Here is a 26,665-nt window from a genome sequence, read left to right as displayed (position 1 = left end):
CGTCAGCTCGCCACAAAGATTCGACCACCCACAGGGCCCATCATCGGAACGCGCGAAGTCGCACGCACGCCAGCACCCGAGTACTTCCGGAACTGCTCGTCGTTCCAGAGCTCGGAAAGTTTAGCCCGAAGCAAGGATTCCTGATCGCCCCGCTGCAAGTTTTTCCAGCCGTCGATATTCTGAGCAACTCCGAGAGTCACCGCTTCAAAAGCGGAGACACTAAAAGCCCCCGAGGGTCGCTCCTTGCGGACATCGTAGCGCCGGAAAACATCCGGACCCAACGAGGAAAGTACCTCGAATACATTCTCGAAAACTACTTGCTGCTCTGCAGAGTTGAAGTCCGAGGAAACAGCCATTTCTAGAACTTGATCGGAAAGGAAGGTGTCCATATCGGCAAAACTTTTCAGTTGTGCCGAGGTGGCGTTCCGCAGGACAAAAAATCGAGTCGTGAGCTCCAAGTCATACTGCTCGGAGATCTGCCTGTGAGTGAGCGGGATACAGTCCGAGAATGGCCCTTCCGAGCGCAGTCGATCCAGCCACGTGAAGAAGCTGGAATTGATCATCAGCAATTGAGCGGTCCTGACTTCCTGTGGAGAAGTCGGGACGCCGCCGCTGTTCAATCTATCGAAGAGCTCATATTTGACGCGGTCATCAGACTCGCGCAGCAAGATCCTGAAATCCAGTCGTGCCCGTTTGAAATGAATTTTCAACTCAGGGGTGAAGTGCGGCGCGTCGGTCGAGAAGGTCATACCTTCCAGGGAAGGAAGGTACTTGGTTTTGGTCAGCTTGCTCGGCGGTTGAACCTGACCCGTACTTTCGTCTCGAAGCTCCCCCATAAACGACAGAATAGTTGATAGCCGCTGAAGACCGTCGACCACCTCCCATACACCATCTTCTCGTTGCGCAACGAAGATAGTGGGGAGTGGAATATCCAGAAGAATTGACTCGATCAAACGAGACTGCTTCTCGATCGGCCACCGGAACAGCCTTTGATACTCGGGCCTGATCTGAATCTCTTTGTCGCGGTAAAGATTTATCACTTCACCGATCGACATCGTGTAGCCGTCTGAGCGAATATTCTGACGGCTACTTTCAACTTCTTCAAGAATGCCCATTAAATCTGGCTCCTCGGCGGGTGGCAGACAGCGGGGTAACACTACCTGCCTGCATCGGTGTTGAAGGGGCGTAGTAGCGAGCTTGTCTGCGGCACTACACCTACGGACCTCGGCCACGGCTGCGGCGGCTCATAAGTGACGCTACGTGTGGGCGGCTGGGCGAGGAGGTACGAGCCGGTGGCAGCCGAGGGTTGCGTACCGCTCTGTCTCTAACGGCGCATTCAGTCGACAGGCGATGACCTCGGCTCATTGTCGGATGGAGCGAGTCACGCAGCTCCTGGCAGGTGGGTATCCGAGGCCCGGTCCTCCGACTCAGTTCCTTGGAGAGCGAAGAACCGACCGTCGGCGGTCGGCGCCCTCTCGGCCACTCAAACATCTTCGGCTGGCATCGACGTTGTCGGACTCCGGAGCCGCGTCCGACTGAGCGCAGCCTTGGCAATGGGCTGCACAAGGTCGCTCGCAGGTCGCTCGCAGGTCGCTCGCAGGCCCGACCGGACCACTAAGAGGTCGTCTCAACTGGCCTGAACACTAGGCTGATCGTCATGATGGCCATGGTGGGGCGGCTGGTGCCGGACACGTTGTGGGAGTTGTTCCAGCGGGTAGTTCCGGCGGCGCCGGTGCGGCCGCAAGGTGGAGGGCGACGTCGTTACGGGGACCGACAGGTCTTGGCTGCCATCGTGTTCGTTGCCAAGACTGGGTGCACGTGGCGGCAACTGCCGCCGGGCTTCGGGCCGTCCGGGGCGACCGCGCACCGCCGCTTCACCGAGTGGAGCAGAGCTCGAGTGTGGGGCAAGCTGCACCGCCTGGTCCTGGACGAGCTCGGCGCACGGGGCGGACTGGACTGGTCGCGGTGCGCGATCGACTCGGTGAACATGAGAGCCCTCAAAGGGGAGACCTGACGGGTCCGAATCCCGTAGATCGCGGGAAAAAAGGATCAGAGATCCACTTGATCACCGAGCGGACCGGTCTGCCCATCTCCATCGGTATCTCGGCTGCGAACACCCACGACAGCCAAGGGCTGGAGTCCCTGGTGCGGGGCATACCGCCCATCCGCTCCCGTCGTGGGCCCCGCCGCCGTCGGCCGGCCAAGCTGCACGGCGACAAGGGCTACGACTTCGACCGGCTACGCGCATGGCTCCGCTCCCGCAACATCACACCGCGCATCGCGCGCCGGGGCCTCGAGTCCTCCCAGCGCCTCGGTCGACACCGTTGGACCGTGGAGCGCACCGTGGCATGGCTGTCCGGGTGTCGCCGCCTGCATCGTCGCTACGAGCGCAGGGCCGACCATTTCCTGGCATTCGCCGGCATCGCCGCAGCTCTGATCTATTATCGCAGGCTGACAGCCTGATCAGTGCGATCTCCGAGCTGGGATGATCCGGCTGTAGAAAACGACACAGCAGCGAGGAGCGTCATGACCGACTACCTGCCCGCAGTCATGGCGATGCTCGGCCAAGCCCAAAACCCCTACGCGGACCCCGCCGCCTGGGACCGCCTCCACGCAGAATTCGGCATCCGGCTGCCGACCGACTACCAGACCCTCGTGGACGCGTACGCTCCCGTCCAGCTCAATGGCCACCTATACCTGAGCCACCCCGCGACCGAACGCTGGAATCTGGGCGACCGGATACGCGACACGGCCCGCGCTTGGTCCGCAATCTCCTGGGATGACCTCGACTCCGACGAGGACCCTCGCTTGCTGTTCGGACTCACAGAGTTGAGCTTCGGTACGCGCAACGGACTGTGGCCCATCGCCAGCACCGACCGTGGTGAGACCCTGTTCCTCGTAGCTGTGGACGACCCAGCCCCCTGGATCCTGGTCGAAGACGGCGAGGGCGGTTGGGCAAGATACGACATGAGTTTCGCCGAATGGCTCTACCGCTATCTCATCGGCGAGGACATGGCCGGCCCCAACACCTCAGCCTTCTATCCCGGCCCGGTACAGCTGCGCCGGCTTCCGATGGCCGACGGCGAACGGCCAGAACCGTGGACCGGGCCGGACCGCGGCATGTAGCCCTGCTTGCCACGGCAGTCACACACCCGTTGCCATAGATCCAAACGAGACGACCTCTTAAGCGGGAGTCACACGGCTCTGCGGCCGGAGGAGCGGCGGGAGCTCTGACGACAACCACGGCGGACGGAGCGACGTTCGGCGGCCATCGCGGAACCGGCGTCGTCGCGCTGACTCCGTCCGGCGTCGCGCGTGGCGTGCCGGCGGGGGCTACCGCATCTGATCCGGAGAGTGGCCGGTGGCGGTGGGGTGGGGCCCCGACCGGTGCGTTGCCTTTCATGGCCGTCGGCTTCCGCCTCCGGCTGCCGACGCGGGTGGCGACCATCGGTTCCGCTCGACGCGACCCCGCTCCGGACCAGCGTCCGCGCCCGCCCGCTCCGCGCCGCCACCCCCCTGACCCCGAAGTCCGTGGGTTTACTCGGGCGGGTTCCGGTTAGGCGTTGGCAGTGCTTGGTAAGGAGGTACGCCCCCGGCCGGTCGGGAAGCGCCCGCCGGGTTCTCTGTGGTCCGTCGCTCGGACTCGCCCCGGATTGGAGCCCTTGGTATGAGTCAGCTGTCCCGGCGCCCCGCCGAAGGGGGCTCGGCGGCCGATGTGTCCGGCTCCGGGTACCGACAGGGCCAGGGAAGCGGACCGCAGTGGCGGCAGGACGATCTCGATCTGCGCAACCGGCTGTACGGCCGCGCCGGGGTCGCGCGTGCCGAGGGGGTGCTGCTCGACCGCTACGGCCTCGGCTCCACCGACGAGGCGTTCGCGCTGATGAAGAGCGCCTCCCAGCAGTTCAACATCAAGCTGTCCACGCTCGCCGACGCCGTCGTACGCACGCCTGCGCCCGATGCCGACGCGGGGCTGTGGTTCCCCGGCCGCGTGCGGCGCGGCCCGCCCGCGCTTCCGGGGCTCCCGGTGGAACGCGGCAACGGCACCAGCCAGGGCGCGGTCCTGAAGGCGACCCTGCACCGGGTGCTGTCGATCACCCAGACGTCCATGGGCAACGTCCAGCTGAGTGAGAGGGGTCGGCTCCGGCTGGTCCGGCACACCGGCCTGAACAGGTACTTCAGCGATTTCTTCGCCTTCGTCGACGCGCCGACCACCTCCTGCTCGCAGGCGGCCGGCCAGCGTCGGCAGGTCACGGTGCGGGACGTGGAGTCGGCGCCGGTCTTCGACGAGGCCTCCCGCCACGCCATCCTCCAGACGGGCAGCCGGGCCGCGCACAGCGTTCCGCTGGTCAACCGGATGGGCGTGCCCCTGGGAATGGTGTCTTCCCATCACGAGCGGCCGCTGACCGGATTCACCCATGCCGAGCTGGGCGCGCTCCGGCAGACCGGCAGCGATGTCGGCCGGTGGCTGGCCTGGCACTGGAACACCCTTGTGCTGGACGCTCTGGAACATCTCCACGCCACGGCGTCGCGGGGCGGCGCGCCCCGTTGAACCCGGTCCGCCCCGGACCTGCCCGGACCTGCCCGGACCTGTCGGGATCTGTCGGGTTCTCCCGGGCCCGGGAGCCTGCCCGGGCCGAGCCGGGTCTGCCGGGCGGTGTCGCGGTCGCGGTCGGTCGGGCCCCGTCCACGCGGTCGGCCCCGGCAACGCACGGACCCCGGACCCCATAAGCCCTGTCGGCCCTGCCTGCCCTGTCGGCCCTGTCGGCCCCGTCAGTCCTGTCGGCTCTGGCGGCCCCGTCAGTCCTGTCGGCTCCGGCGGCCCGGGCCCGTCGTGCTGTGGCGTACGCACAGGTCGACGGGGACGAGCGTGAGCGGGGTCCCGGGGGTCGACGGGCTGTCGATGCGGTCGAGCAGGATGCGGAGGGAGATCGTGCCGATGTCCGTGAAGTCCGTGCGGACCGTGGTCAGCGGGGGCAGGAAGTGCGCGGCCTCGGGGATGTCGTCGTAGCCGACGACGCTCACGTCCTCCGGGACCCGGCGGCCCGCCTCGTGCAGGGCGCGCAGGACGCCGAGGGCCATCTGGTCGTTCGACACGAAGATCGCGGTGACGGACGGGTCCTTCGCCAGTTCGCGCCCCAGGTCGTAGCCGGAGTCGGCGCTCCAGTCGCCGATGAGGGGGGCGTGCACCTCGGCTCCGGCCGCCTGGAGGGTGGCGCGCCAGCTCTCGGCCCGGCGGTCCGCCGAGGTCCAGCCCGTCGGGCCGGCGAGGTGGTGGACGGTGGAGTGGCCCAGGGCGAGAAGGTGCTGCGTGGCCTTGCGCCCGCCGGTGTGGGCGTCGGACGTGACCATGGGGGTGCCGTCGCCCAGGTCGTTGTCCATGACGACCAGCGGGGTGTCCAGGTGGGCCTCGGCCAGGGCCCGGGCCACCCGGACCTGCGGGGCGATCGCGATCACGCCGTCCGCGCCCTCCGCCGACAGCCGGTCGGCGGCCCGGACCACCGTGTCCCGGTCCGCGGTGTCCAGCGCGATCGAGCTCACCAGGTAACCGGCCTCCTGGGCCGCCGTGTTGATCGCGGTGAGGGTCGAGGCGGGGCCGTAGCGTGCCGCGTCGAAAGAGATCACGCCGAGCATCCTGGTGCGGCCGCTGGCCAGCGACCGGGCGCTGCTGCTGGGCCGGTAGCCGAGCGTGCGCATGGCGGCCCGGACCGCCTCCCGGGTCTCGGTGCGGACGGCCGGGTGGTCGTTGAGCACCCGGGAGACCGTCTGCTTGGAGACCCCGGCCAGTTTGGCGACGTCGTCCATGACCGGACGTGAGCCCGCGAAGTTGCGTCTGCTGCGTCCCCTGGACGCCGGGCCCGCCGGGCCGTCGGCGGCGCTTCGGGTCATGGTGGAGGCTTCTTCCTCGGGACTGGTCCGGGGCCGGTCGCGCTGGGCCGCCCGGCGGACCCACAGGATAGGCCGGGCGGACGGGGAAGAGGGGGGTCAGGTCGTGCTGAGCCTCCAGGTGCGGGTGGTGATCCGTTCGGCGTGCCGGATCTCGGCGACGCCGGCCGGCGGGGCGACGGGGAAGTGGACCGCAGCGTCGGCGGCGAGCGGCAGGATCTTGAGGGTGAGCGGCTCGCCGGGCGGCAGCCGGTCGAGGGCGATGTCCCACGGGCGGCCCGTGAAGAACTGGTCGGCGACCAGCGTGTCCCCCACGTAGGCGCGGGCCACGTCGCCGGTCCAGTGCAGGCGCAGCAGGTCGGATCCGGGCGGGGCCGCCGCAACGCCGGCGGCAGGGGTCGCCCCTGGGCCGGGGGAGGTCGCCGCCGCCGGTACGTCGGTCGAGGTCGCCCGTGCGTCGGACGCGGTCGCGTGTCCGTCGGCGAGGACCTCCTGTCCGCCAACGCCGCTCGCAGGCCCGTCAGCGCCGACCGCAGGCCCGTCGACGCCTGCCGCCGGTCCGTCAGCGCCGATCGCCGGCGCGTCGACGCGGTAGACGGCCGCCCTCGTGTCGTAGTGCTCGTCCGCGGGGGCGCTCGCCCGGCCGAGTACGCCTGTCTCGGGGGGCGGTGGCGGGCCCGCCGGGCGGAGGGCGGTGAGGGTGGGCGCCGGGACGGTGGGCGCGTCCTCGTCGGGGACGAGTGTGTAGCGGGTCAGGACGCCGTCCTGGCTCTCCTTCACGGTGGCGCCGGGAGCGGTCGGCGGGCGGTGCGGGGCCGGGAGCACGGAGAGGGAGACGGAAGGGACGGACGCGCGGGCGCGGGGCTCCGTGTCCTGCGGGGTGCGGGGGTGGACGCGCACCTCGCCGTTCGTCGCGTCGAAGACCACACCCTCGGCGCACAGGACGAGCCGCCGCGCGCCCCAGGCTTCTCCCCGGTAGGCGGTGCGGGCGGTGGCCGCGTCCAGGACGAGGAGGGCGACCCGGTCGCCGGCCGAGGTCTCCGTCTCGACCAGGGCGTCGGTGCCGGGACGCAGGCCGGTGATCAGGAGACGGTCGTCGTCGGGCACGGCCGTGACGTCCGTGCCGGGCGGGGCGGAGACGGTCGTCACCGTCCGGGCGTCAAGGGCCAGTTCGGGTGCGATGCCGTCCGTGGCCGCCAGGACCAGGACCGTACGGCCGTCGTCGTCCACGACCGTGCAGACCGGCTGGGCGGTGGCCCAGTCCAGCCGCAGGCCCGCCATGTCCAGGCGCAGCGGCCAGCAGAAGAAGGCGCCCGCGGGGACGGTGACGGGCGTGCTGGGGAGGGAGAGAGGCGGGGCCCCGGGGAAGCCGATCGTGAAGCTGCTGTCCGGGTGGTCCGGGAGCGGCTCGTGCGGCTGGTGGGCGGTGACGAAGAGGAAGCCCGAGCTGCGTCCGTCGGCGCGGACCGCCCAGCGCAGGGTGTCGCGGTCCTGCTGGTCGCGCGGACGGCCGTCCGGCAGGACCGACCGCATGGGGGCGATCGCCTCGCCGAAGTCCGCCAGCAGCAGGTTCTGGAGCCGGAGTTCGTCGTAGGAGGGGCGGTACTGGCCGTACTCGCCGAGGGGGGCCTGGAAGTCGTACGTCAGGACCGGCAGGTCGTTGGGGTAGGCGGTGGCGTGGGACTCCTGGAGGGTGGTCCGCTCCCCCGTCGGGTTGGTGCCGCCGTGGAACATGTAGGAGCCCTGCCAGACCGAGCCGCAGCCGATCTTCGTGAGGCCGAGCGCGCCGACGTCGGCGGCGTCGACGCGTGGGCGGCGGTGGTAGGCGACGGCCATGCCGCCGCCCAGCTCGCAGGTGGCCCAGGGGAACGTGTCCGCGTGGGCGCCGGGATCCGTGCCGCGTACGGTCGTCGGGCGCAGGTCGGCGCCGATGCCCTCGTCGTCGCGCTCGTGGGTGAAGAAGAAGTGCTTGCGGCAGGTGTCGGGCCAGCCGCCGTCGGCCTCGGTCCAGAAGGCCTCGGTGTAGCCGCCGTGGAGCGGGAGCAGCTCGTCGCCGGGGAGCCGGACCCCGCCCCATGCCGTCGAGGTCCAGAGGGGGGCGGCGAGGCCGGCGTCCTGGGCCATGCGCTTCAGGGTGCGGAGATGGCCGGGCCGGTCGTAGAGCTCGTTCTCGATCTGGATCGCGACGATCGGGCCGCCGTGCGCCCGGTCCAGGCCGTCCAGTTGTGCCGCGACCGCCTCCCACCAGGGACGGACGGCGCCCAGGTACGCCGGGTCGTCGGTGCGGGGGGCCGCGGTGCGGGCGAGGACCCAGTCGGGGAGGCCGCCGTTGCGGACCTCCGCGTGCGACCAGGGGCCGATGCGGGGGATGAAGTCCAGGCCGTGGCGGGTGCAGAGCCGGGCGAAGCGGCGCAGGTCACGGTCGCCGTCGAAGCGGACGCGGCCCTCGGTCTCCTCGTGGTGGATCCAGATGACGTAGGAGGCGACGGCCGTGATCCCGCCCGCCTTCATCTTCAGCAGTTCCTCCTCCCACTCCCCGGCCGGGTACCGGGAGTAGTGGAACTCCCCCGAGACCGGGAACCAGGGGCGGCCGCCCCGGGTCAGCCAGCGGCCGGTGACCTCGATGGGGTCGGCCGCGTCCGGGGCGTCGGCGAAGGGGAGGTGGCCGCGGAGCGGGGGTCCGGAGGGGGGCGGGACGCTCACCCGGTGCCGCATCAGGACCGCGCCGGGCCGAGGTCGGGGGTGTCGGTGAGGTGGGCGTCGAGGGTGGTGGTGCCGTGCAGTTCGAGGACGACCAGCTCGTTGACGCCCGGGCGCAGGGCGGGGGCCGGGACGTAGAGGGTGCGCTGCGGGCCGCGGCTCCAGTAGCGGCCGAGGTGGAACCCGTTGACCCAGGCCTGGCCCTTCGTCCAGCCGGGGAGGGCGAGGAAGGCGTCGGCGGGGGTCCCTACCTCGAACGTGCCGCGGTGCAGGGCGGGTTCGGCGCAGGTGGGGGTCTCGGAGGGGGCGAATGCGGCGGTGACCGGCACCTCGTCCAGGGGCAGTGCGTGGGAGTCCCAGCCGCGCAGGGGGTCGCCGTCGAGCGTGACCGGGCCCAGCAGTCCCTTGGGGACGCCGATGCGGGGGCCGTAGTTGACCCGGCCCATGTTCTCCACGAGCACCTCGAGGACGGCGCCCGCGCGGGGGACGTGGACGGGCAGGGTCTCGTCGTAGCGCTCGCGTTCGAGGACGCCGGCGGGGGCGCCGTCCAGGAAGACCTGGGCGCGGTCCCCCACTCCGCCGTCGAAGTGCAGGAGGCCGGTCCCGGGGGTGGGGACGGCGGTCCGGTAGAGGGTGTACCCGGAGCGCTGGTTCAGCTCGTCGGCGGAGCGGGGGTCCGTGGCGTGCACGGGACGGTCGGCGAGGGCGAGGAGGGGGGCGCGGTGGGTCAACCGGACGGTGACCGGGGGGAGTTTGGGCGACGGGGCGGGCACCGGCTCGTCCGGGACCGGGGCGTGGCGGGCTATGACCTCACGGAAGGCGTGGTACTTCGGGCCCGGGTCGCCGCTCTCGGTGAGCGGGGCGTCGTAGTCGTAGGAGGTGACGGTCGGCACGTAGGCGTGGTGGTGGTTGGCGCCGTTGGTGTGACCGAAGTTGGTGCCGCCGTGGAACATGTAGATGTTGACGGAGGCGCCCGCCGCGAGGAGCCGGTCGAGGTCGGCGGCGGCGTCCTCGGCGTCCCTTCCGTGGTGCGGGCCGCCCCAGTGGTCGAACCAGCCGATCCAGAACTCCCCGCACATCAGCGGGCCTTCGGGCTGGGCTTCACGGAGCCGCCGGAGGGACTGCTCCACGCGGCTGCCGAAGGTGCCGGTGGCGAGGACGCCGGGCAGCACGCCGTTCTCCAGGTGATCGCCGTCGGTCTGGTCGCAGGTGAAGAGGAGTTCCTGGACGCCGCGTGAGCGGAGCGACTGTTCGAGGTGTTTGAGGTAGGCGATGTCGTCGCCGTAGGCGCCGTACTCGTTCTCCACCTGTACGGCGATGACCGGGCCGCCCGACGACGCCATGTGCGGCAGGAGCGGCGGGAGGAGGAGGTCGAGGTAGCGGTCCACGACGTCGGTGAAGCGCGGGTCGCTGGTGCGCAGGCGGACGTCGGGGTCGGTGGTGAGCCAGTGCGGCAGACCGCCGCCGTCCCACTCGGCGCAGATGAAGGGGCCGGGGCGCAGGAGGACGCGCAGGCCCTCCGCGGCGGCCAGCCGCAGGAAGCGGGGCAGGTCGAGGAGTCCGTCGAGGACGAGGGTGCCGGGTTCGGGCTGGTGGAGGTTCCACGGGATGTACGTCTCGACGGTGTTCAGGCCCATGAGGCGGGCCTTGCGCAGCCGGTCGGACCACTGGTCGGGGTGGACGCGGAAGTAGTGGAGAGCGCCGGAGAGGATGCGGAACGGCGCGCCGTCGAGGAGGAATCCGTCGGAGGTCGTGGTCAGGGCTGGCATGCGGGTCCCTTCGTCGAAACGGACGTGCGGCTGCGGGTGGCGCTGCAGATGCGGGTGCGGGTGCGGGTGCGACACGCTCTCGTGGTCGTGCTCCGGGTCGTGCTCGGCTCGCGGTCGTGCTCGGGCTCGGGCTCGTAGGTCGGGCTTGCCGGTGGTCGGGCTCGTGGGCAGGGGGCGTTCGCAGTGGTCGTTGGGCCGCAGCGCACCTGGGCCTCGCGCCTCGGCCTCACCGCGCGGGTGTCGGGTGGGTCGCCCGGGTCAGCCAGAGGGCGGCGGCCAGGCAGACGGCGGAGACCGCGGCGAGGAGGAGCGGGACCGCTCGGACGCCGGACCACTCGATGACCTTGCCGAGTGCCGGGCCCGCCGCGACCCCGCCCAGCAGGGACGCGGCGATGACGACCGCGCCGGCCCGGCGGGCGTGCGGGGCGGCCCGGTGCAGCCAGGGCAGGCCGGTGGGGAAGATCGGTGCGATGAAGAGGCCGACGCCCGCGTAGGCGAAGGGCGCCAGGCCCGGTAGGGCCGCCAGCAGGAGGCAGCCGGTCATGCCCGCGCAGGAGACGGTGATGATGGTCTGGGCGGAGAAGCGCAGCGCGATCGGGGCGGCCAGGAAGCGGCCGACGGTCATCATCAGCCAGTACACGGAGGTGGCGGTGGCCGCGACCCCGGCCCCGTGACCGACGGTCTCCAGGTGGGTGGGTTCCCAGCCGCCGACACCCGCCTCGATGCCGACGTGCAGGACGTAGAGGGTGACGAACACGGCGAGGACGGAGCGCAGGGCGCGGCCGGCCGGTGTGGTCGTCCCGGCGGACGCGGGGCTCTCCGGGGTCCCCGGCGGCCGTGAGGGGTTGTCGCGTACGCCGCGCAGGCAGAGCAGCAGGGGCAGGTTGGCGAGCGCGAAGACCAGGAAGACGGCGGGGTAGTGCTCGGCGCCCACCACGCCGATCAGGGCCGGGCCGAGGATCGCGCCGACGCCGAAGTGGGCGTTGAGGACGTTGAGCATGGCGGTGGAACGGTGACCGAAGCCGACCGCGAAGAGCTGGTTGAGGCCGTAGTCGATACCGCCGAAGCCGAACCCCGCGAGGAGCGCGGCGGTGAGCGCGAGGGGCCAGTCCGGGGCGACCGCGAAGCCCGCCGAGCCGACGGCCATCAGCAGATACGAGGCGGCCAGGATCCGCCGGTTGCCGGTACGGCCGTACAGCCGGTCGAAGAGGAGGACCCCCGCCACCCCGCCGGCGAAGTGCGCGCTGAGCCCGAGCCCGGCGACGGAGGGCGAGAGCCCGAACTCCTCGCGCAGGGCCGGGATCGCGGGGCCGTAGAACGCCTGGAGAGCGCCGATGAGCATGAAGCCGACGCAGGAGGCGACCACGGCGGACGTGGTGAAGACCGGCCCCGCCACGGGAACGGAATCGGGCGCGCGGGCGGAGACGGGCACGGGGTGGGAGACGGGGTCGGGGACGACGCCGGTGCCGGTTCCAGTGCCGGTGCCGGTGCCAGGGGTGACGCCGGTGGCCGTCCTCGTGTCGGGCTCGGGGCCGGTGCCGATCGGGGTGGTGATCGTCGCGCTGCCGTCGGTCGCGCCGCCGGGGGCGTCCGGCGTGGGTGGGCCGGCCGGAGCGCGCTGCGCCGTGGGGTGGTCGGTCACGCGGACTCCAGAGGACGGACGGCCCACCTCTGCGTGGGCGTACGGGTGATGCTCCGACGGTCATCGATGTTACCGGTAACATTCGCGGCGTCAAGATGCCGGACAGGGGAGGCGAGCGCGGCACGGCCCGCCCCCCCGTACGCATCGCGCCACCGGTCCGGAGGGTGTCGTCCCGGGTACGGCTTGGTTGCGACAAGGACTAGTCGACGTGCGGGAGTTGGGCGGCGGGCAGCATGCGAGGCATGAGCCGAGACCGTTACGTCGACTTCCTGCGGGCGTGGGCGATCCTGCTCGTCGTGCTGGGGCACTGGCTGATCACCGGGCTGATCCGGCACCCGGACGGTGAGATCACCGCCCCGGAGCTGCTGGCCACCGTGCCCTGGACGCAGTGGCTGACCCTGGGCTTCCAGATCATGCCGTTGTTCTTCCTCGCCGGTGGACATGCCGCCGGCGGCTCCTGGGCGCGGGCCCGGTCCACCGGCGGGAGCGCCGCGGGATGGGTGGGGCAGCGTGCCGTGCGGCTGCTGCTGCCCACGGCCGTGTACAGCGGCCTGGTGCTGCTCGCCGTCGGGGTGGCCTCCGCGCTCGGCGTGGACCGCGCCACCCTCGCGCTGGTGGGGTGGGCGATGGCCATGCAGTTCTGGTTCCTGCCGGTGTATCTGCTGCTCAGCGCCCTGACGCCGGTGCTGTTCGCCCTTCATGAGCGGTGGGGTGTGCGCGTCCCGGTGGGCATGGGCGTGGTGGCGCTCGGTGTGGGCACGCTCGTGGCGGCGCGCGCCGCGTCCTCGCGCGGCCCGGCCGTCGGGACGATCGACGCGGTCGACGCGGTCGGGGCGCTCAACTACCTGCTCGTGTGGGGTGTCGTCTACCAGCTGGGCCTCTGCTGGCGGGACGGGCTGCTCGGCGGCGACGGCGGCGCCGACGGCGGCGGGAGGACGGCGCCGCGAGCGCGCGGACGGGCGGTGGCCATGGCGGTGGCGGGCGGGGCGGGGTTCGCCCTGCTCGTCGGGCCCGGGCCGTTCCCCGTCAGTCTGATCCTGGTGACCGGGGAGGAGCTCAGCAACACCGATCCGCCGTCGGCGGCGATGCTGGCGTGGGCTCTGGCCCAGGTCGGGGTGGCGCTGCTGGTCGCGCCGTTCGTGCGGAGGCTGCTGGAACGGGCCCGGGTGCGGCGGGCGGTGCGGGTGCTGGGGGCAGGCAGCATGGCCCTCTACCTCTGGCACATGCTCCCGGTGCTGATCGTCGCCGCCGCCTTCTACCTGACCGGCCTCGCCCCCGAGCCCCGCTACGGCTCGGCGGGCTGGTGGGCACTGCGGGTGCCGTGGCTGCTGGTGCTGGGGGCCGTCCTGGCGGGGGTGGTGCGGGCCCTGCGGCCACTGGAGCGGGCGCTGGCCTCCCTGGAGGTCCGGGCGCGGCCCGACGCGGGGATCCGGGGCGCGGCGGCCTGGCGGATGTGGGCCGGGCTCGGCGTGAGCGTCTGGGCGCTGACGTACTTCGCGGGGCACGGGTTCGCGTACGGCGGCGAGTTCCCGGTGTGGCCGACGGTGGGCCTGGCCGCGGGAACGCTGTGCGTGGCCTTCCCTCGCGGGAGCGGCGAACGTGACGGGAGCGCGGGGAGCGACGGGGCGTGCGGAGGTTCCGGAGGACACCGGGACGAGGACGGCGTCGGCGTCGAGGGCCACGGGTCCGGGCGGGCCGGCGGCCGGACCGGGCAGATTGAGCAGTCCGGGTAGTCCGAGAGGTCCGGGAGGCCGGGAGGGCCGGGAGGGCCGGGAGGGCCGGGAGGGCCGGGAGGCCGGGAGGGCCGGGAGGCCGGGAGGGCGCGGCGGCCCTGGCGGGGGCGCCGGGATCGCGGCGCGCTGGAGGAGGCCTCCCGACTCGGGCGATCTCCCCGTCCGGGCCACGGGTGAGGGCCGCTCGGCAGGAAGGGCAGGAAGAAGCGGGTGGCGGGCCGCGGACGTCGTCAGACTGTGTGCTTACGGCGTCGGACCGTGGCCTGACGGCGTCCGGCTGCGTGCTGACGGCACCCGGCCGCGTGCTGACAGCGGTCAGGCTGTGCGCCTACAACGGTCAGGCTGTGCGCTTGCGGGCCGTCGCCGTCTTCTTCGCGGCCGACTTCTTCGTCGCCCCCTTCGCCGTCGTCCCCTTCGCCGTCGTCCCCTTGGCCGCCGTCTTCTTCGCGGCGGTCTTCTTGGCCGTGCTCTTCGACGCGGCCGTGCTCTTCGACGCGGCCGTGCTCTTCGACGCGGCCGTGCTCCTCGACGCCGTCGCCTTCTTCGCCGGCTGGGTGGACTTCGCCGTCTTCGCCGTCGACTTCCTCGGCGCCGCCGTGGTCTTCTTCGCCGCCGTCGACGTCGACTTCTTGCCGCCCGTCCCCTTGGGCGCCGTCCGGGCCGATCTGCGCTGCGACAGGTGCCTGACCTCGGCCCCCGCCCCCTCCTTCCCAGCCGTCGTCTTCCCGGCCTCCTCCTGCGTCTCCGTCTCCGAAGCGGCCTTCGCCGGCTTCTCGCCGCGCGACTCCTTGGCCGCCCGCACACTCTTCTCCAGGGCGGCCATCAGGTCGAGCACCTTGCCGCTGGACGGCGGGGACGGGGCCTCGGGAGGTGCCTCGCCGGCCGCCTTCGCCGCCACGACCTCCTCCACGGCCTCGCGGTACTCGTCGTGCAGGTCCTCCAGGTCGACCTCGCCGAGGGTGTCCATCAGGGCGTCCGCCAGGTCGAGTTCCTTGTCGCGGACGGTGACCGAGGTGTCGGGGACGACGCCCTCCGGTGCGCGGACCTCGTCCGGCCAGAGCAGGCCGTGCATGGCGATCGCCTCGCCGACCACGCGGAGCATCCCGAGCCGCTCGCGGCCGCGCAGGGCGTACTTCGCGATCGCCACCTTGTGGCTGCGCTTGAGGGCCTCTCTGAGCAGCGTGTACGGCTTCGCCGCCGGGGCGCCCCCCGGCTGGAGGTAGTAGGCGGCGTCCATCTGGAGCGGGTCGATCCGGTCGGCCGGGACGAAGGCCACGATCTCGATGGTCTTGGCGGTCGGCAGCGGCAGATGGGACAGGTCCTCGTCGGTGATCGGGATGATCGTGCCGTCCGCGTCCTCGTACCCCTTGCCGATCTCCGCCGAGCTCACCTCGTGGTCGTCCAGCTCGCAGACCTTGCGGTAGCGGATGCGGCCACCGTCCTCGGTGTGGATCTGACGGAAGGAGACGGAGTGGCTCTCGGTGGCGTTCACCAGCTTGATCGGGATGCTCACCAGGCCGAAGGAGATGGCGCCGTTCCAGATGGATCTCACGTGCAGCGCCCTCCCGGATGAGCCTTTTGTGATGGTTTCATGTGATTCTCATCGTATGACGCCGATCACGGAGGTGGAGGGGAGACGGCTCGCGCTCAGCAATCTGGAGAAGGTGCTGTATCCGGCGACCGGCTTCACCAAGGGCGAGGTGCTGCACTACTACGCGACGGTCGCCGACACCCTGCTCCCCCATCTGCGCGACCGGGCGCTGTCCTTCCTGCGCTACCCGGACGGGCCCGACGGGCAGATCTTCTTCGCCAAGAACGTGCCGCCCGGGACGCCCGAATGGGTCACCACCGCCGAGGTGCCCCGGACGGAGGGGCCCGCCCGGATGGTAGTCGTGCAGGACCTGGCGAGTCTGGTCTGGGCGGCGAACCTCGTCACGGAGTTCCATACGCCCCAGTGGGTGATCCAGGATCCCGGTACCGCCGACCGGCTCGTCCTGGACCTCGACCCCGGCCCGCCCGCGAACGTCGTCGAGTGCTGCGAGGTCGCGGTGTGGCTGCGGGAACGGCTCGCGGCGGACGGGATCGAGGCGCTGGCCAAGACGTCCGGGTCGAAGGGGCTGCACCTGCTGGCGGCGGTGCGGGGCGCCTCCTCCGAACGGGTCACGGAGTACGCGAAGCAGCTGGCCGTGGAGGCGGAGCGGGCGATGCCCCGGCTGGTCCTGCACCGGATGACGCGGAGTCTGCGGCCGGGGAAGGTGTTCGTGGACTGGAGCCAGAACGCGGCACGGAAGACGACCGCGACGCCGTACACCCTGCGGGCGCGGGCCGAGCCGACCGTGTCGGCGCCGGTCACCTGGGAGGAGGTCGAGGAGTGCCGGTCCGCCGGGACGCTCACGTTCTCGGCGCCCGACATCGCTCCGCGGCTTCAGGACTTCGGGGATCTGCTGGCGCCGCTGCTCGACGCCGGACGGGCGGGATCGGTGCCGTGACCGGCCCCCGGGCCCGCTCCGGTGCCGACCGACCCCCGGCCCCCTTGCCGACGCCACCCGCCGACGCCACCCGCCGATGGCACGACGGGCCCCGGTCCGCCCCTTGGCCTGTCCCGCGGCCCTGCCCGTCCCGCCCCATCCCGGGCGCCGCGCCCCGTAGCCCCGCCACCGGTCCCGTACGCGCCTCGTCCTCACCGGCCGGACGGGACGGAACGCGGTCTCCGGCGCCTCCAGCGGCGCCGGTTCACAGCCTCGCCCAGGTCCCCCGGTCGCGGGCCATCGCGTGCAGCGCCTCCACGTCCGCCGGCTTCAGTACGCCGCCGAGGCGGGCCAGGTCGCCGAGGTCGGCGTCGGTGAGGACGCGGACGTCGCGCGGGGGGACGGTGACGGAGACGGCCGCCGGGCCGACCAGGGCCAGGACGGGGTGCACCTCGGCGTTGAGGGCGTAGGACGCCCGGTCGGCGGAGGCGCGCACCCGGCGCAGCAGCGGCTCCGGCTCCCGGCGCCCCAGGCCGACCAGGGGTGCGGAGATCCGGACCCGCTGCTTACGGGCGTACAGCGCGTGGACCGCGAACAGGCCGGCCGGTCCGATGGCCAGGTGGTGGACGCGGTCCCCGCCGGGCAGGGGCAGGGAGTGCAGCGTGTGCCAGCCGGCGCCGTCGAGGCGGTCCAGGGCCACGCCGACGGTCTGCTCGGCCGCCAGGGCGCGGCGGCGCGGGTCGGTGCGGAGGCGGTGGGCGGTGTCCGGGTCGCGGTCCAGGTCGATCAGGAGGGCCTCGCCGGGGCGGTTGGGGGCCAGGTCGTCGTCCGGGTGGAGAGAGAGCCGGGCCAGCTCGGCGGGCGTGGGGACGGGGGGCGGGCCGACCGTGACCGGGCCGGTGATGAAGGGGCCGAGGGCCTCCAGGACGTCCTCCCTGCGGTTCTCCCCGATCAGGTTGATCCTGGCCGCCTCACGGTCGTACCAGGCGATGTTCCTGCCGTCCGTGAGACAGACGTAGAGCCGCTCCTGGCCATGCCGCCAGGTCGGTATGACGCGCAGTCCGTTCATGCACCATCACCCCACGACCATGGGAACAGGAGGGGCGCTCCGGGGGCAAGAAGGCGGTTACCTTCGAGGGGAGTTGGGCAAGCACTGGGCAGCGCGTTTGGGGAGGCGCCGTTGCGGACCCGCAGGAAGCAACTCGACGTACCGCCTCCGGACCGTCCGTGGAGCGAGATCGTGCCCGGCCTGTGGATGGGCGGACACGAGTTCCGGAGGCGCTCCGGTGAACTGGAACTCGCCGTGGTGCGAGGTGAGTTCGATCTCGTCCAGACGCTGACCCGGGCCCGGCAGGGATACGGCCCCGACCCCGGGGTGCTCCATCACGTGTGGCCGATTCCGGACGGTCCGCTGGACGGGACCCAGCTCGCCGGGGTGATCCGGCTGGCGCGGGCCGCGGAGGACGCGATGGACGAAGGCCGGACGGTCCTCGTCCGCTGTTACAGCGGCTACAACCGTTCCGGCCTGGTCATCGCGCACACGCTGGTACGCCAGGGGCACTCGGCCGAGGAGGCGATCCGGCTGATACGGTCGCGGCGCTCACCGTGGGCCCTGCACAACGAGTTGTTCGTGGAGTACCTGCGGGCGGGGCTGCCGACGGCCAGGCTTCTGGAGGAACTGGCCGAATAATCGTTTCGCCATGGTCAGGACCCGGCACCTCCAGCGCTTCGCCACCCCCGGCCCACCAGTACGCAAAACGGACTTCCTTACGAATAGGGTGTACGGGCCTGCCATCGTCGTGTCCCCAGAGGAGCCACAGGAGTCCCGTGCCCCGCCGTCGTCCCTCCCGCCCCTCCCGTGCCGCCCGGCGCGGGCTCGCCGGGTTCACCGTCGCCCTGCTGGCCTCGGTCGCCGTGGGCTGCGGCGACGCGGGGGAGCTGCAGGGCGCCGGGGCGACCCCGACCGCGATCAGCCCGGACAAGCTGTGGCCGGATCTGACCCCCGCCTCCAGCCCCGCCTTCGACATCGGCGAGGTGGACACCGAGGTGGTGAAGGGCATCACGGTGCCGGACGGGGACATCCGCGAGGTGGACCCGGTCGCGGTCGTCCGCCAGGAGATCGCCGCGCACCCGGGCGACTACGCCGAGGGGACCTACAAGGAGACGGCCCGCCGGATGGCCGACTGCGGCAGGAGCGGGGCCGCGGGAAGCCGGTGCCCGGTGCTCAGGGCGTACTACCGGGACCTCACCGGCGACGGCCACGACGACCTGACGCTGGGCTTCCGGCAGCTGCCCGGCAATCTGACGGCCGTCCGCGTGTACACCGTGCGCAAGGACAGACTCGTCGAGGTCATGGCCTACGAGGACGCCGTGAGCGGGGTCGAGCTGACCGGCCGGTCCGTGATCATCCGGGCCCCTTCGGAGGTCGCGGGCTACGAGTACCGCCTCCAGTGGACATGGGACCAGCAGCAGCGGGCGATGCTCCTCACCCACGACGAGATGCTGCGCACCGGGGGCCGGAAGCCCTCGCCCCACCCCTCAGCGTCCCCGGCCCCGGCCTCCTCCTCCGCTTCCCCTTCCCCTTCCCCTTCTGCTTCCGCGTCCTCCTCCGCGTCGGCGAGCGGCCGATGAGGCTCGCGTTTCCCTCATGGGCCGGCACGCTCGCCGTGAAGGCGGCCGTGTTCATCACGGTGATGTGCTGCGCGCTGGCCGCGCTGCTCGGTGTGCTGGTGCACGTCTCGGTGACGAACCAGACCGTCGGACAGGCCCGTGACCTGGCGCTCTCCCGACTGAAGGACGCCACGGCCGCGTTCGAGGCCGGGGACACCCTCGGGTGGGGCGCGAGCCTCGATCCGCCGGGGCTGCCCGCGTCGCTGCGGGCGCTGGCGGTGGCCGGCGAGCGCGGCACGATGGTCGCCGATCATCAGGGGCGCGCGACGATGTGGGCGGCCGGTCCCGTGGACGGATCGCGGGCGCTCGCGGTCCCGGTCGACTACTCGCAGAGCGCCCGCACCATCGAGGCCCTCGACACCGCGATCCTGTGGTCGTCGGTCCTGGCCATCGGCGCGACGCTGCTGGTCGGCGCCGTCGCGGTGACCCGGGTGACCCGGCGGCTGCACACCACCGCGCAGGTGGCCCGGCGGATCACGGCCGGCGACCTGGACGCGCGCGTGGACGACCCCCGCGCCAAGGAACCGGGCCGGCCGCAGGACGAGGTGGGGGCCGTCGCCGTCGCGCTGGACTCCATGGCGTCCTCGCTCCAGGGCAAGCTGCTGAGCGAGCAGCGGTTCACCGCCGACGTGGCGCACGAGCTGCGCACACCGCTGACCGGGCTGCACGCGGCGGCGGAACTGCTGCCGCCGGGGCGGCCGACGGAGCTGGTGCGCGACCGGGTGGCGGCGCTGCGCACGCTGACGGAGGACCTGCTGGAGATCTCCCGTCTCGATACCGGGCGGGAGCGGCTGGAGCTGGACGACGAGGAGCTGGGCGCGCTGGCGGTCCGGGTGGTGCGCACGGCGGAGGCCTCGGGCACCTCCGGGGCCCCGGCGACCGGCACCGAGGTGACGGTCGTCCGGGACGCGCGCGTGGAGACCGACCGGCGACGCCTCGAGCGGGTGCTGGGGAACCTGCTGGCCAACGCGCACCGGCACGGGCGGGCCCCCGTCGCGCTGACCGTGGACGGACCCGTGGTCACCGTGCGGGACCACGGGGACGGCTATCCGGAGTACCTCCTCACGCACGGGCCGCAGCGGTTCCGCACCGAGGGCGGGGCGAAGGGGCACGGGCTCGGGCTGACGATCGCGGTCGGACAGGCAGAGGTGCTGGGCGCTCGGCTGACGTTCGCCAACGCGCCGGACGGCGGTGCGGTGGCGACGCTGACGCTCCCTCAGACGCCCCCTGCCAGGAGCGGCCTCCCCGATGGCGCAGCGTGACGGGCGGCAGGCGTGAACCGCTCCTAATGTGGCGATTAGTCAGCTTCACCCTCTTCATGGAGGTATCGCCATGCCCCTGCGTACCGCTCTCACCCGCCTCGCCATACTCACCGCGGCCGGCACCCTCGCCGCCACGGCGGCGGTCGCCCCGGCCCTCGCCGACGACTGGGACGGCGACACGCTCACCTCCCAGGACGACGCCGCGTCCGACTGGCAGAACCAGGGCGGCGCCGGCGGCCAGGGCAACCAGAACCAGGGGAACGGCCAAGGCAACCAGAACGGCCACGGCAACCAGAACGGCCACGGCAATCAGAACCAGGGTGGGGGCCAGGGCAACCAGAACGGCCAGGGCAATCAGAGTGGCGGCCAGGGCAACCAGAACCAAGGCGGGGGTCAGGGAAACCAGAGCGGCCAGGGCAATCAGAGTGGCGGCCAGGGCAACCAGAACGGCCAGGGAAACCAGGCCGGTCAGGGTGGTCAGGGTGGTCAGGGCAACCAGAACGGAAGCTGGCAGTCAGGCGGGGGCGACTGGCAGTCCGGTGGCGGTGAAGGCGGCAACTGGCAGTCCGGCGGGGACGACTGGCAGTCCGGCAACGGCGGCCACAACGACTCCCGCCGCTACCGCGGGCGGGTGACCGCGAGCCAGCTGCTCCTGCGCAGCGCGCCCACCCGGGCCAGCCAGGTGATCCGTGTGGCCCATCGCGGCGAGATCGTCTCGATCTTCTGCAAGACCCCGGGCCAGAACGTCCAGGGCAACTCCCTCTGGTACCTCCTCACGGACGGCACCTGGGCCTGGGGCTCGGCGCGCTACATCGACACCATCGGGACCCCGCCCCGCTGGTGCTGACACGGCACTGACACGAAAACCGTCAAGGCTCACAAGGATCCATATTTGGGTAGGTTCCGGACATGACGAAAGCCGGAGTCGGACCAGGGACGGGAGCGGGGACGGGAGCAGAGGCCGGAGCCGCGTCCGGCACCGGCGCCACCGGCGCCGGGACCACCGTGGCGGCGGCCGACGCGCCCGCCCCCGCGGCGCTGCTCCCCCGGCGCCGCGGCGTCGAACTCTCCCTCATCGTCCTGGCCGTGCTGCTCTCCGTGTACGGCTACTGCGCCGTCGGCCTCGCGAAGGACGGCACCGTCCCGCCCGGCGCCGCCGGTTACGGCGCCGGGCTCGGCGTGCTCGCGCTGCTGGCGCACCTCGCGGTGCGGCTGCGCGCGCCCTGCGCCGACCCGCTGCTCCTCCCCATCGCGGTGCTGCTCAACGGGATGGGCCTGGTGCTGATCTACCGGCTCGACCTGGAGACGCCGGGCGACCGGGCCGCGCCCACCCAACTGGTGTGGTCCACGCTCGGGGTGGCGCTGTTCATCCTGGTCGTGGCCGCGCTGCGCGACCACCGCCTGCTCCAGCGGTACGCGTACGTCTGCGTGGTCGCCGCGCTCGCCCTGCTCGCGCTGCCGATCCTCTTCCCGGCCGTGAACGGCGCCCGTATCTGGATCCGGATCGCCGGGTTCTCCATCCAGCCGGGCGAGTTCGCGAAGGTGCTGCTGGCGGTGTTCTTCGCCGCGTACCTTGCGGCCAACCGCACGGCGCTGGCGTACGCGGGCCGGAAGATCTGGCGGTTCGAACGGCTCCAGCTGCCCACCGGACGCGTCCTCGGCCCGATCGTCACGATCTGGCTGCTGAGCGTCGGGGTGCTGGTGCTGGAGCGGGACCTCGGCACCTCGCTGCTCTTCTTCGGACTGTTCGTGGTCATGCTTTACGTGGCCACCGGCCGCACCGGCTGGATCGCCGTCGGGCTGCTGCTCGCCTCGCTCGGAGCGTTCGCCGTCGGCCGGCTGGAGCCGCACGTGCACAGCAGGGTCGAGGACTGGCTGCACCCGTTCGCGACGATCGAGGCCGGCGAGGGCGCCAACCAGCTCGCGCAGTCGCTGTTCTCCTTCTCGGCCGGCGGGACGACCGGCACCGGGCTCGGCCTCGGGCACTCCGTCCTCATCGGCTTCGCCGCGAAGTCGGACTTCATCCTGGCGACGGCGGGCGAGGAACTGGGCCTGGTGGGACTGTCGGCCCTCTTCCTCCTCTACGGGCTGCTGGTGGAGCGCGGCTACCGGGCGGGGCTGTCGCTGCGCGACCCCTTCGGCCGGCTGCTGGCGACCGGTCTCGCCTCGATCGTGGCGCTCCAGGTGTTCGTGATCGCCGGCGGGGTGACCGGGCTGATCCCGCTGACCGGCATGGCGATGCCGTTCCTGGCGCAGGGCGGCTCCTCGGTCGTCACCAACTGGGCGATCGTGGCACTGCTGATCCGGGTGAGCGACTCCGCGAGGCGGCCGCGCCACACACCGCCCGAAGCGCCCCGCCCGGCATCGCACGGCCCCTCGCCCCACGCATCCCACGCCCCACTCCACGACGAGGACCCACGGAGGTCCGGTTGACCCGGCACATCCGGCACGCCGCCGTCTTCTGCGCCCTGCTGCTGGTGGCGCTCCTGGTCAACGCCCTGCGCGTCCAGGTCGTCCAGTCCCGGACGTACGACGACAACCCGGCCAACCGGCGCGAGTCCATCGCCCGTTACGCCCAGCCGCGCGGCGACATCCTGGTCGACGGCGCCCCCGTGACCGGCTCCCGGGACACCGGTGAGCAGCTGCGCTACGAGCGCACGTACCGCGACGGGCCGCTGTACGCGCCGGTGACCGGCTTCGCCTCGCAGGTGTACGGGACGACGCTCCTGGAGCACGCCGGGGACGACGTGCTGTCCGGGGCCGATCCGATGCTCGCGCCGTTCCCGCTGTGGAACGACGTCACGCACGGGAGGCCGCCCGGCGGCGACGTCGTGACGACCCTGAACCGCCGGGCCCAGCAGGCCGCCTACGAGGGGCTGGGCGGGCGCAAGGGCGCCGTGGCGGCGGTGGAGCCGTCGACGGGGCGGGTGCTGGCGCTGGTGTCCAGTCCCTCGTACGACCCGGCCCTGCTGTCGGGGAACGACGCCGCGGCCGAACGGGCCTGGGTGCGGCTGAACGGCGACCCGGACAAGCCGATGCTGAACCGGGCGGTCCGCCGGACGTATCCGCCGGGGTCGACGTTCAAGGTGGTCACCGCGGCGGCGGCGCTGGACGCGGGCGTGATCACCGACCTCGACGCGGCCACCGACTCCCCCGCCCCCTACCGGCTGCCCGGGACCACCACGGGCCTGACGAACGAGGGCCCCGGCTGCGAGGACGCTCCGCTGCGGGACGCCTTCACCTGGTCGTGCAACACGGTCTTCGCGAAGCTCGGCGTGGACACGGGCCTGGCCCGGATGACCCGGACGGCGCAGGCGTTCGGGTTCAACGACGCGCAGGTGCGGATCCCGTTCGCCGTCGCGCCGAGCACCTTCGACACCTCGCTCGACCGGGCGCAGCTGGCGCTGTCCTCGATCGGCCAGTTCAACACCCGGGCCACCCCGCTCCAGATGGCGATGGTGGCGGCGGCCGTGGCCGACGGGGGCCAGGTGCGCACGCCGTACCTGGTGGAGCGGACGACACGGCAGGGCGGGGCCACCGTGGCCACGGCCGGTTCCCGCCCGTCCCGGCAGGCGATGCTCCCCTCGACGGCGCGGCTGATGCGGGAGCTGATGGTGGACGTGGTGCGCAAGGGCACCGGCACGAACGCCGCGATCCCCGGCGCGGTCGTCGGCGGCAAGACCGGCACCGCCCAGCACGGTCTCGGCAACGCCGGGATCCCGTACGCCTGGTTCGTCTCCTGGGCGCGGGGCGAACGGGACGTGGAGCCGAGCGTCGCGGTCGCGGTGGTGGTCGAGGACGGTTCGGCGCGCCGCGGGGACATCACCGGGGGCGGGATGGCGGCGCCGATCGCCCGGGCGGTGATGGAGGCGGTGCTCACGTCGTGAGACGGGGGGTACCGGCACGCACAGGGGCGTCCTACGGTTCGCTCATGACTGACACGAGAGCTGAGAACGTCACCCGGCCCGCCGCTTTCGAACTCGCCCAGGTCAACATCTCCCGCCTCAAGTTCCCTCTGGACTCACCGGAGTTGAAGGACTTCGTGGACGCTCTCGATCCGGTCAACGCCGTCGCGGAGGCGGCGGACGGCTATGTCTGGCGGCTGCAGTCCGACGGCGGCGACGCGACCGACATCCAGGTCTTCGGGGACTCCTGGCTGATCATCAACATGACGGTGTGGCGGGACATCGACGCCCTGACCTCGTTCATGTACCAGGGCCGGCACCGCGAGCTGCTCACCCGCCGCCGGGAGTGGTTCGAGCGGGTCGCGGAGGCGATGACGGCCCTGTGGTGGGTACCGGCGGGCCACCGTCCGACGGTCGCGGAGGCCGAGTCCCGCCTCCTGCATCTGCGCGCGAACGGCCCGACCCCGTACGCCTTCGGCCTGCGCACGGCCTTCCCCGCGCAGGGTGCGCAGCCGGTGACGTTCCCCGTGCCGGAGGACCTCGGCTGCTCGGTCTAGCCGACGCCCCCGACGCGAGCGGGTTCGCGCGGCTCGGCCCCGGAGCCGCGCACCCGGGGAGCGGCGGTGGGCCGCGCCCCGGCGCGCACCGTCACCCCGCCTGCCCGGGCAGGGGTTCCCGGCGCTCCAGCCATGGCGCGGGGACGGCGTCGACGCCGGTGCGGGCGGCCACGATGCCGCCGGTGATGGCACAGGTGGTGTCGACGTCCCCGAAGCCCTCGGCGGTGGTCCACAGCGCGGCGACGAGGTCGTCGGGGTGGCGGGCGGCGGACCAGACGGCGAAGGGCACGGTGTCGTCGGCGCGGATGCGCTGACCGTTGCCGAGGACGTCGGATGCCTTCCAGGGCTCCGTGCCGAAGGGGAGGCCGGCGGCGCGGACGAGGCCGTCACGGGTGGCGCTGGCCGGGGTCAGCTCCACCACGTCGGCGAGAGCGAGCCGTCCCGTGGCCGAGAGCGCCGCCGCCACCGCCACGGCGACCGCGCCCGCGACGCCCTCCGGGTGGGCGTGGGTGACCTCGGCGGAGCGGGCGGCCTGCTCGGCGGCCCGGTCGAGATCCGTGTGGAACCAGGCGCCCAGCGGCGCCACCCGCATCGCGGCCCCGTTGCCGAGGCTGCCCTCGCCGCCGAAGAGCTCACGGCTGAACTCGGGCCAGCGGCCGGGTTCCCGCACCAGCCGGGGCAGCAGCCGGTGCATGCCGTGGCCGTAGCCGCGGGCGGGGTCGGCGTCGTGGCCGAGCGCGAAGGCGAGGGCCAGTTCGCGCTGCCGTACCTCCCCGTGGCGGTCGAGCACCCGGAGCAGCCCGAGGGCCATCGCCGTGTCGTCCGTCCAGTGCCAGTCCCGCTCCTCGGGCATCCGCCGGGCGCGGACCTCCTCGTACGCCTGCCGGGGGTCCCGGAAGAGCGGGAACCAGCGCTCCCCGAACGCGTCTCCGAGGGCCAGGCCCTCCAGGCTGCGGCGGGCGGCGGCGCGGCCGGCGTCGTTTCCGTGCGCGGTGCTCAAGTCGTGTCCCCCCAGGGCTCGTGGAGACCGATTCTCCCAGTCGTCCGGGCGAAGCGCGGAGCAATAAGTCGTGCGGAGGGGATTGACGCCCTTGCTGACAGGCAGTCTCATAAGAGCCATGACGACCCTCACGGATGCCGACGCGCTGGAAGGGCTGCGGGACGCGCTGGGCCTGCTCAAGGACCGGGAGCAGGTGGCCGAACGGCTGCTCGCGTCCTCCGCCAAGCACTCGTTCGACCCCGACAAGGAGCTGGACTGGGACGCCCCCTTCGAGGAGGGCAAGTGGTTCTGGCCGCCGGAACTGGTGTCGCTGTACGACACGCCTCTGTGGAAGCGGATGAGCGAGGAACAGCGGATCCTTCTCTCGCAGCACGAGGCCGCCGCGCTCGCCTCGCTCGGGATCTGGTTCGAGCTCATCCTCATGCAGCTGCTCGTCCGGCACGTCTACGACAAGGCGGCGACGAGCGCGCACGTGCGGTACGCGCTGACCGAGATCGAGGACGAGTGCCGGCACTCGAAGATGTTCGCCCGGCTGATCACCCGGGGCGGGACGCCCCACTACCCGGTGAGCCGCGCCCACCAGAACCTGGGACGGCTGTTCAAGACGATCTCCACGACCCCCGGCTCCTTCACCGCGACCCTGCTCGGCGAGGAGGTCCTCGACTGGATGCAGCGGCTGACCTTCCCGGACGAGCGCGTCCAGCCGCTGGTCCGGGGCGTCACCCGGATCCACGTCGTGGAGGAGGCCCGGCACGTGCGGTACGCCCGTGAGGAGCTGCGCCGCCAGATGCTGACGGCGCCGAAGTGGTCCCAGGAGTTCACCAGGGTCACCTCGGGCGAGTTCGCGCGGGTGTTCTCCGTGGCGTTCGTGAACCCGGACGTCTACACGAACGTGGGCCTGGACCAGCGGGAGGCCGTCGCACAGGTGCGGGCGAGCGGACACCGGCGCGAGGTCATGCAGACGGGGTCGAAGAAGCTGACGGACTTCCTGGACGACATCGGCGTGCTGCGGGGCGTCGGGCGGCGCCTGTGGAGGTCGTCCGGACTGCTGGCGTGACCCGGTGGCGGGCACGGGG

At 72.3% G+C, this 26,665-nt stretch carries 21 protein-coding genes; 13 read left to right on the top strand and 8 right to left on the bottom strand.

The features are described 5' to 3' along the window. Window positions 1-2 precede the first annotated feature (2 nt). Window positions 3-1,115, bottom strand: a complete 1,113-nt coding sequence (locus J2X68_RS17540) for a DUF262 domain-containing protein (protein ID WP_310433479.1) — start codon at window positions 1,113-1,115, stop codon at window positions 3-5. Between the two features lie 551 nt (window positions 1,116-1,666). Here J2X68_RS17540 and J2X68_RS17535 point away from each other — a divergent pair. The 3 genes from J2X68_RS17535 to J2X68_RS17525 all read left to right on the top strand — a co-directional run bounded on the left by J2X68_RS17535 (window position 1,667) and on the right by J2X68_RS17525 (window position 4,549). Beyond that, window positions 1,667-2,463 (top strand): IS5 family transposase gene (locus J2X68_RS17535; protein ID WP_310433583.1). Its coding sequence is split into 2 segments (ribosomal slippage): window positions 1,667-2,000 and window positions 2,000-2,463, totalling 798 coding nucleotides; the frame shifts between segments, so codons are not numbered across the junction. 63 nt (window positions 2,464-2,526) lie between these two features. Then, window positions 2,527-3,126: an SMI1/KNR4 family protein gene (locus J2X68_RS17530; RefSeq protein ID WP_310433478.1), complete on the top strand. Its 600-nt coding sequence runs from the start codon at window positions 2,527-2,529 to the stop codon at window positions 3,124-3,126. Between the two features lie 541 nt (window positions 3,127-3,667). Beyond that, a complete protein-coding gene (locus J2X68_RS17525; protein WP_310433477.1) occupies window positions 3,668-4,549 on the top strand; it encodes an ANTAR domain-containing protein in 882 nt (293 codons plus the stop codon). 248 nt (window positions 4,550-4,797) lie between these two features. Here the strand turns inward: J2X68_RS17525 and J2X68_RS17520 are convergent, their stop codons facing one another. The 4 genes from J2X68_RS17520 to J2X68_RS17505 all read right to left on the bottom strand — a co-directional run bounded on the left by J2X68_RS17520 (window position 4,798) and on the right by J2X68_RS17505 (window position 11,694). Continuing rightward, complete coding sequence (locus tag J2X68_RS17520; protein ID WP_310433476.1) at window positions 4,798-5,886, bottom strand: LacI family DNA-binding transcriptional regulator; 1,089 nt, start codon at window positions 5,884-5,886, stop codon at window positions 4,798-4,800. A 96-nt stretch (window positions 5,887-5,982) separates the two neighbouring features. Then, window positions 5,983-8,598, bottom strand: a complete 2,616-nt coding sequence (locus J2X68_RS17515) for a beta-galactosidase (RefSeq protein WP_310433475.1) — start codon at window positions 8,596-8,598, stop codon at window positions 5,983-5,985. Beyond that, on the bottom strand, window positions 8,598-10,352 hold the full coding sequence (locus tag J2X68_RS17510) for a beta-galactosidase (protein WP_310433474.1): 1,755 nt from the start codon (window positions 10,350-10,352) through the stop codon (window positions 8,598-8,600). The genes J2X68_RS17515 and J2X68_RS17510 overlap by 1 nt, the downstream gene beginning before the upstream one ends. A 226-nt stretch (window positions 10,353-10,578) precedes the next feature. Beyond that, a complete protein-coding gene (locus J2X68_RS17505; protein ID WP_399040229.1) occupies window positions 10,579-11,694 on the bottom strand; it encodes an MFS transporter in 1,116 nt (371 codons plus the stop codon). Window positions 11,695-12,236: 542 nt separating this feature from the next. On the opposite strand from J2X68_RS17505, the gene J2X68_RS17500 reads away from it, so the two are divergent. Beyond that, window positions 12,237-13,727 (top strand): acyltransferase, encoded by a 1,491-nt coding sequence (locus J2X68_RS17500; RefSeq protein ID WP_310433473.1) that lies wholly within the window; start codon window positions 12,237-12,239, stop codon window positions 13,725-13,727. Window positions 13,728-14,064: 337 nt separating this feature from the next. Here the strand turns inward: J2X68_RS17500 and J2X68_RS17495 are convergent, their stop codons facing one another. After that, a complete protein-coding gene (locus J2X68_RS17495; RefSeq protein WP_310433472.1) occupies window positions 14,065-15,279 on the bottom strand; it encodes a Ku protein in 1,215 nt (404 codons plus the stop codon). Between the two features lie 55 nt (window positions 15,280-15,334). Here J2X68_RS17495 and ligD point away from each other — a divergent pair, with 55 nt between their 5' ends. Then, window positions 15,335-16,216, top strand: coding sequence for a non-homologous end-joining DNA ligase (gene ligD / locus J2X68_RS17490; RefSeq protein ID WP_310433471.1), 882 nt, complete (start codon window positions 15,335-15,337; stop codon window positions 16,214-16,216). A gap of 244 nt (window positions 16,217-16,460) precedes the next feature. Here the strand turns inward: ligD and J2X68_RS17485 are convergent, their stop codons facing one another. Further along, window positions 16,461-17,264 (bottom strand): nuclease-related domain-containing protein, encoded by an 804-nt coding sequence (locus J2X68_RS17485; RefSeq protein ID WP_310433470.1) that lies wholly within the window; start codon window positions 17,262-17,264, stop codon window positions 16,461-16,463. A 111-nt stretch (window positions 17,265-17,375) separates the two neighbouring features. Here J2X68_RS17485 and J2X68_RS17480 point away from each other — a divergent pair, with 111 nt between their 5' ends. The 7 genes from J2X68_RS17480 to J2X68_RS17450 all read left to right on the top strand — a co-directional run bounded on the left by J2X68_RS17480 (window position 17,376) and on the right by J2X68_RS17450 (window position 24,589). Continuing rightward, window positions 17,376-17,885, top strand: coding sequence for a dual specificity protein phosphatase family protein (locus tag J2X68_RS17480; protein ID WP_310433469.1), 510 nt, complete (start codon window positions 17,376-17,378; stop codon window positions 17,883-17,885). A gap of 137 nt (window positions 17,886-18,022) precedes the next feature. Then, window positions 18,023-18,826: a hypothetical protein gene (locus J2X68_RS17475; protein ID WP_399040176.1), complete on the top strand. Its 804-nt coding sequence runs from the start codon at window positions 18,023-18,025 to the stop codon at window positions 18,824-18,826. Then, window positions 18,823-20,127 carry an ATP-binding protein gene (locus J2X68_RS17470; protein WP_310433468.1) on the top strand — a complete coding sequence of 435 codons (1,305 nt, stop codon included), beginning with the start codon at window positions 18,823-18,825 and terminating at the stop codon, window positions 20,125-20,127. Before J2X68_RS17475 ends, J2X68_RS17470 begins: the two co-directional genes overlap by 4 nt. A gap of 70 nt (window positions 20,128-20,197) precedes the next feature. Then, window positions 20,198-20,974: an SH3 domain-containing protein gene (locus J2X68_RS17465; protein ID WP_310433467.1), complete on the top strand. Its 777-nt coding sequence runs from the start codon at window positions 20,198-20,200 to the stop codon at window positions 20,972-20,974. Window positions 20,975-21,036: 62 nt separating this feature from the next. Beyond that, complete coding sequence (locus J2X68_RS17460) at window positions 21,037-22,560, top strand: FtsW/RodA/SpoVE family cell cycle protein (RefSeq protein ID WP_310433466.1); 1,524 nt, start codon at window positions 21,037-21,039, stop codon at window positions 22,558-22,560. Then, window positions 22,557-24,014 carry a penicillin-binding transpeptidase domain-containing protein gene (locus J2X68_RS17455; RefSeq protein WP_310433465.1) on the top strand — a complete coding sequence of 486 codons (1,458 nt, stop codon included), beginning with the start codon at window positions 22,557-22,559 and terminating at the stop codon, window positions 24,012-24,014. The genes J2X68_RS17460 and J2X68_RS17455 overlap by 4 nt, the downstream gene beginning before the upstream one ends. Window positions 24,015-24,058: 44 nt before the next feature. Next, entirely contained in the window at window positions 24,059-24,589 is a 531-nt protein-coding gene (locus tag J2X68_RS17450; protein WP_310433464.1) for a DUF3291 domain-containing protein, read from the top strand. Between the two features lie 91 nt (window positions 24,590-24,680). Here J2X68_RS17450 and J2X68_RS17445 read toward each other — a convergent pair whose 3' ends face one another. Next, entirely contained in the window at window positions 24,681-25,589 is a 909-nt protein-coding gene (locus tag J2X68_RS17445) for an ADP-ribosylglycohydrolase family protein (protein ID WP_310433463.1), read from the bottom strand. A gap of 118 nt (window positions 25,590-25,707) precedes the next feature. Between J2X68_RS17445 and J2X68_RS17440 the strand changes: the two genes are divergently transcribed. Further along, window positions 25,708-26,646, top strand: coding sequence for a diiron oxygenase (locus J2X68_RS17440; RefSeq protein WP_310433462.1), 939 nt, complete (start codon window positions 25,708-25,710; stop codon window positions 26,644-26,646). Window positions 26,647-26,665: the final 19 nt, after the last annotated feature.

It is taken from the genome of Streptomyces sp. 3330 (assembly GCF_031456635.1).
In the GTDB taxonomy this organism is placed as follows: domain Bacteria; phylum Actinomycetota; class Actinomycetes; order Streptomycetales; family Streptomycetaceae; genus Streptomyces.
Note: the sequence above shows the minus strand (reverse complement) of the source record. Positions and strands in the feature narration are given on the sequence as shown.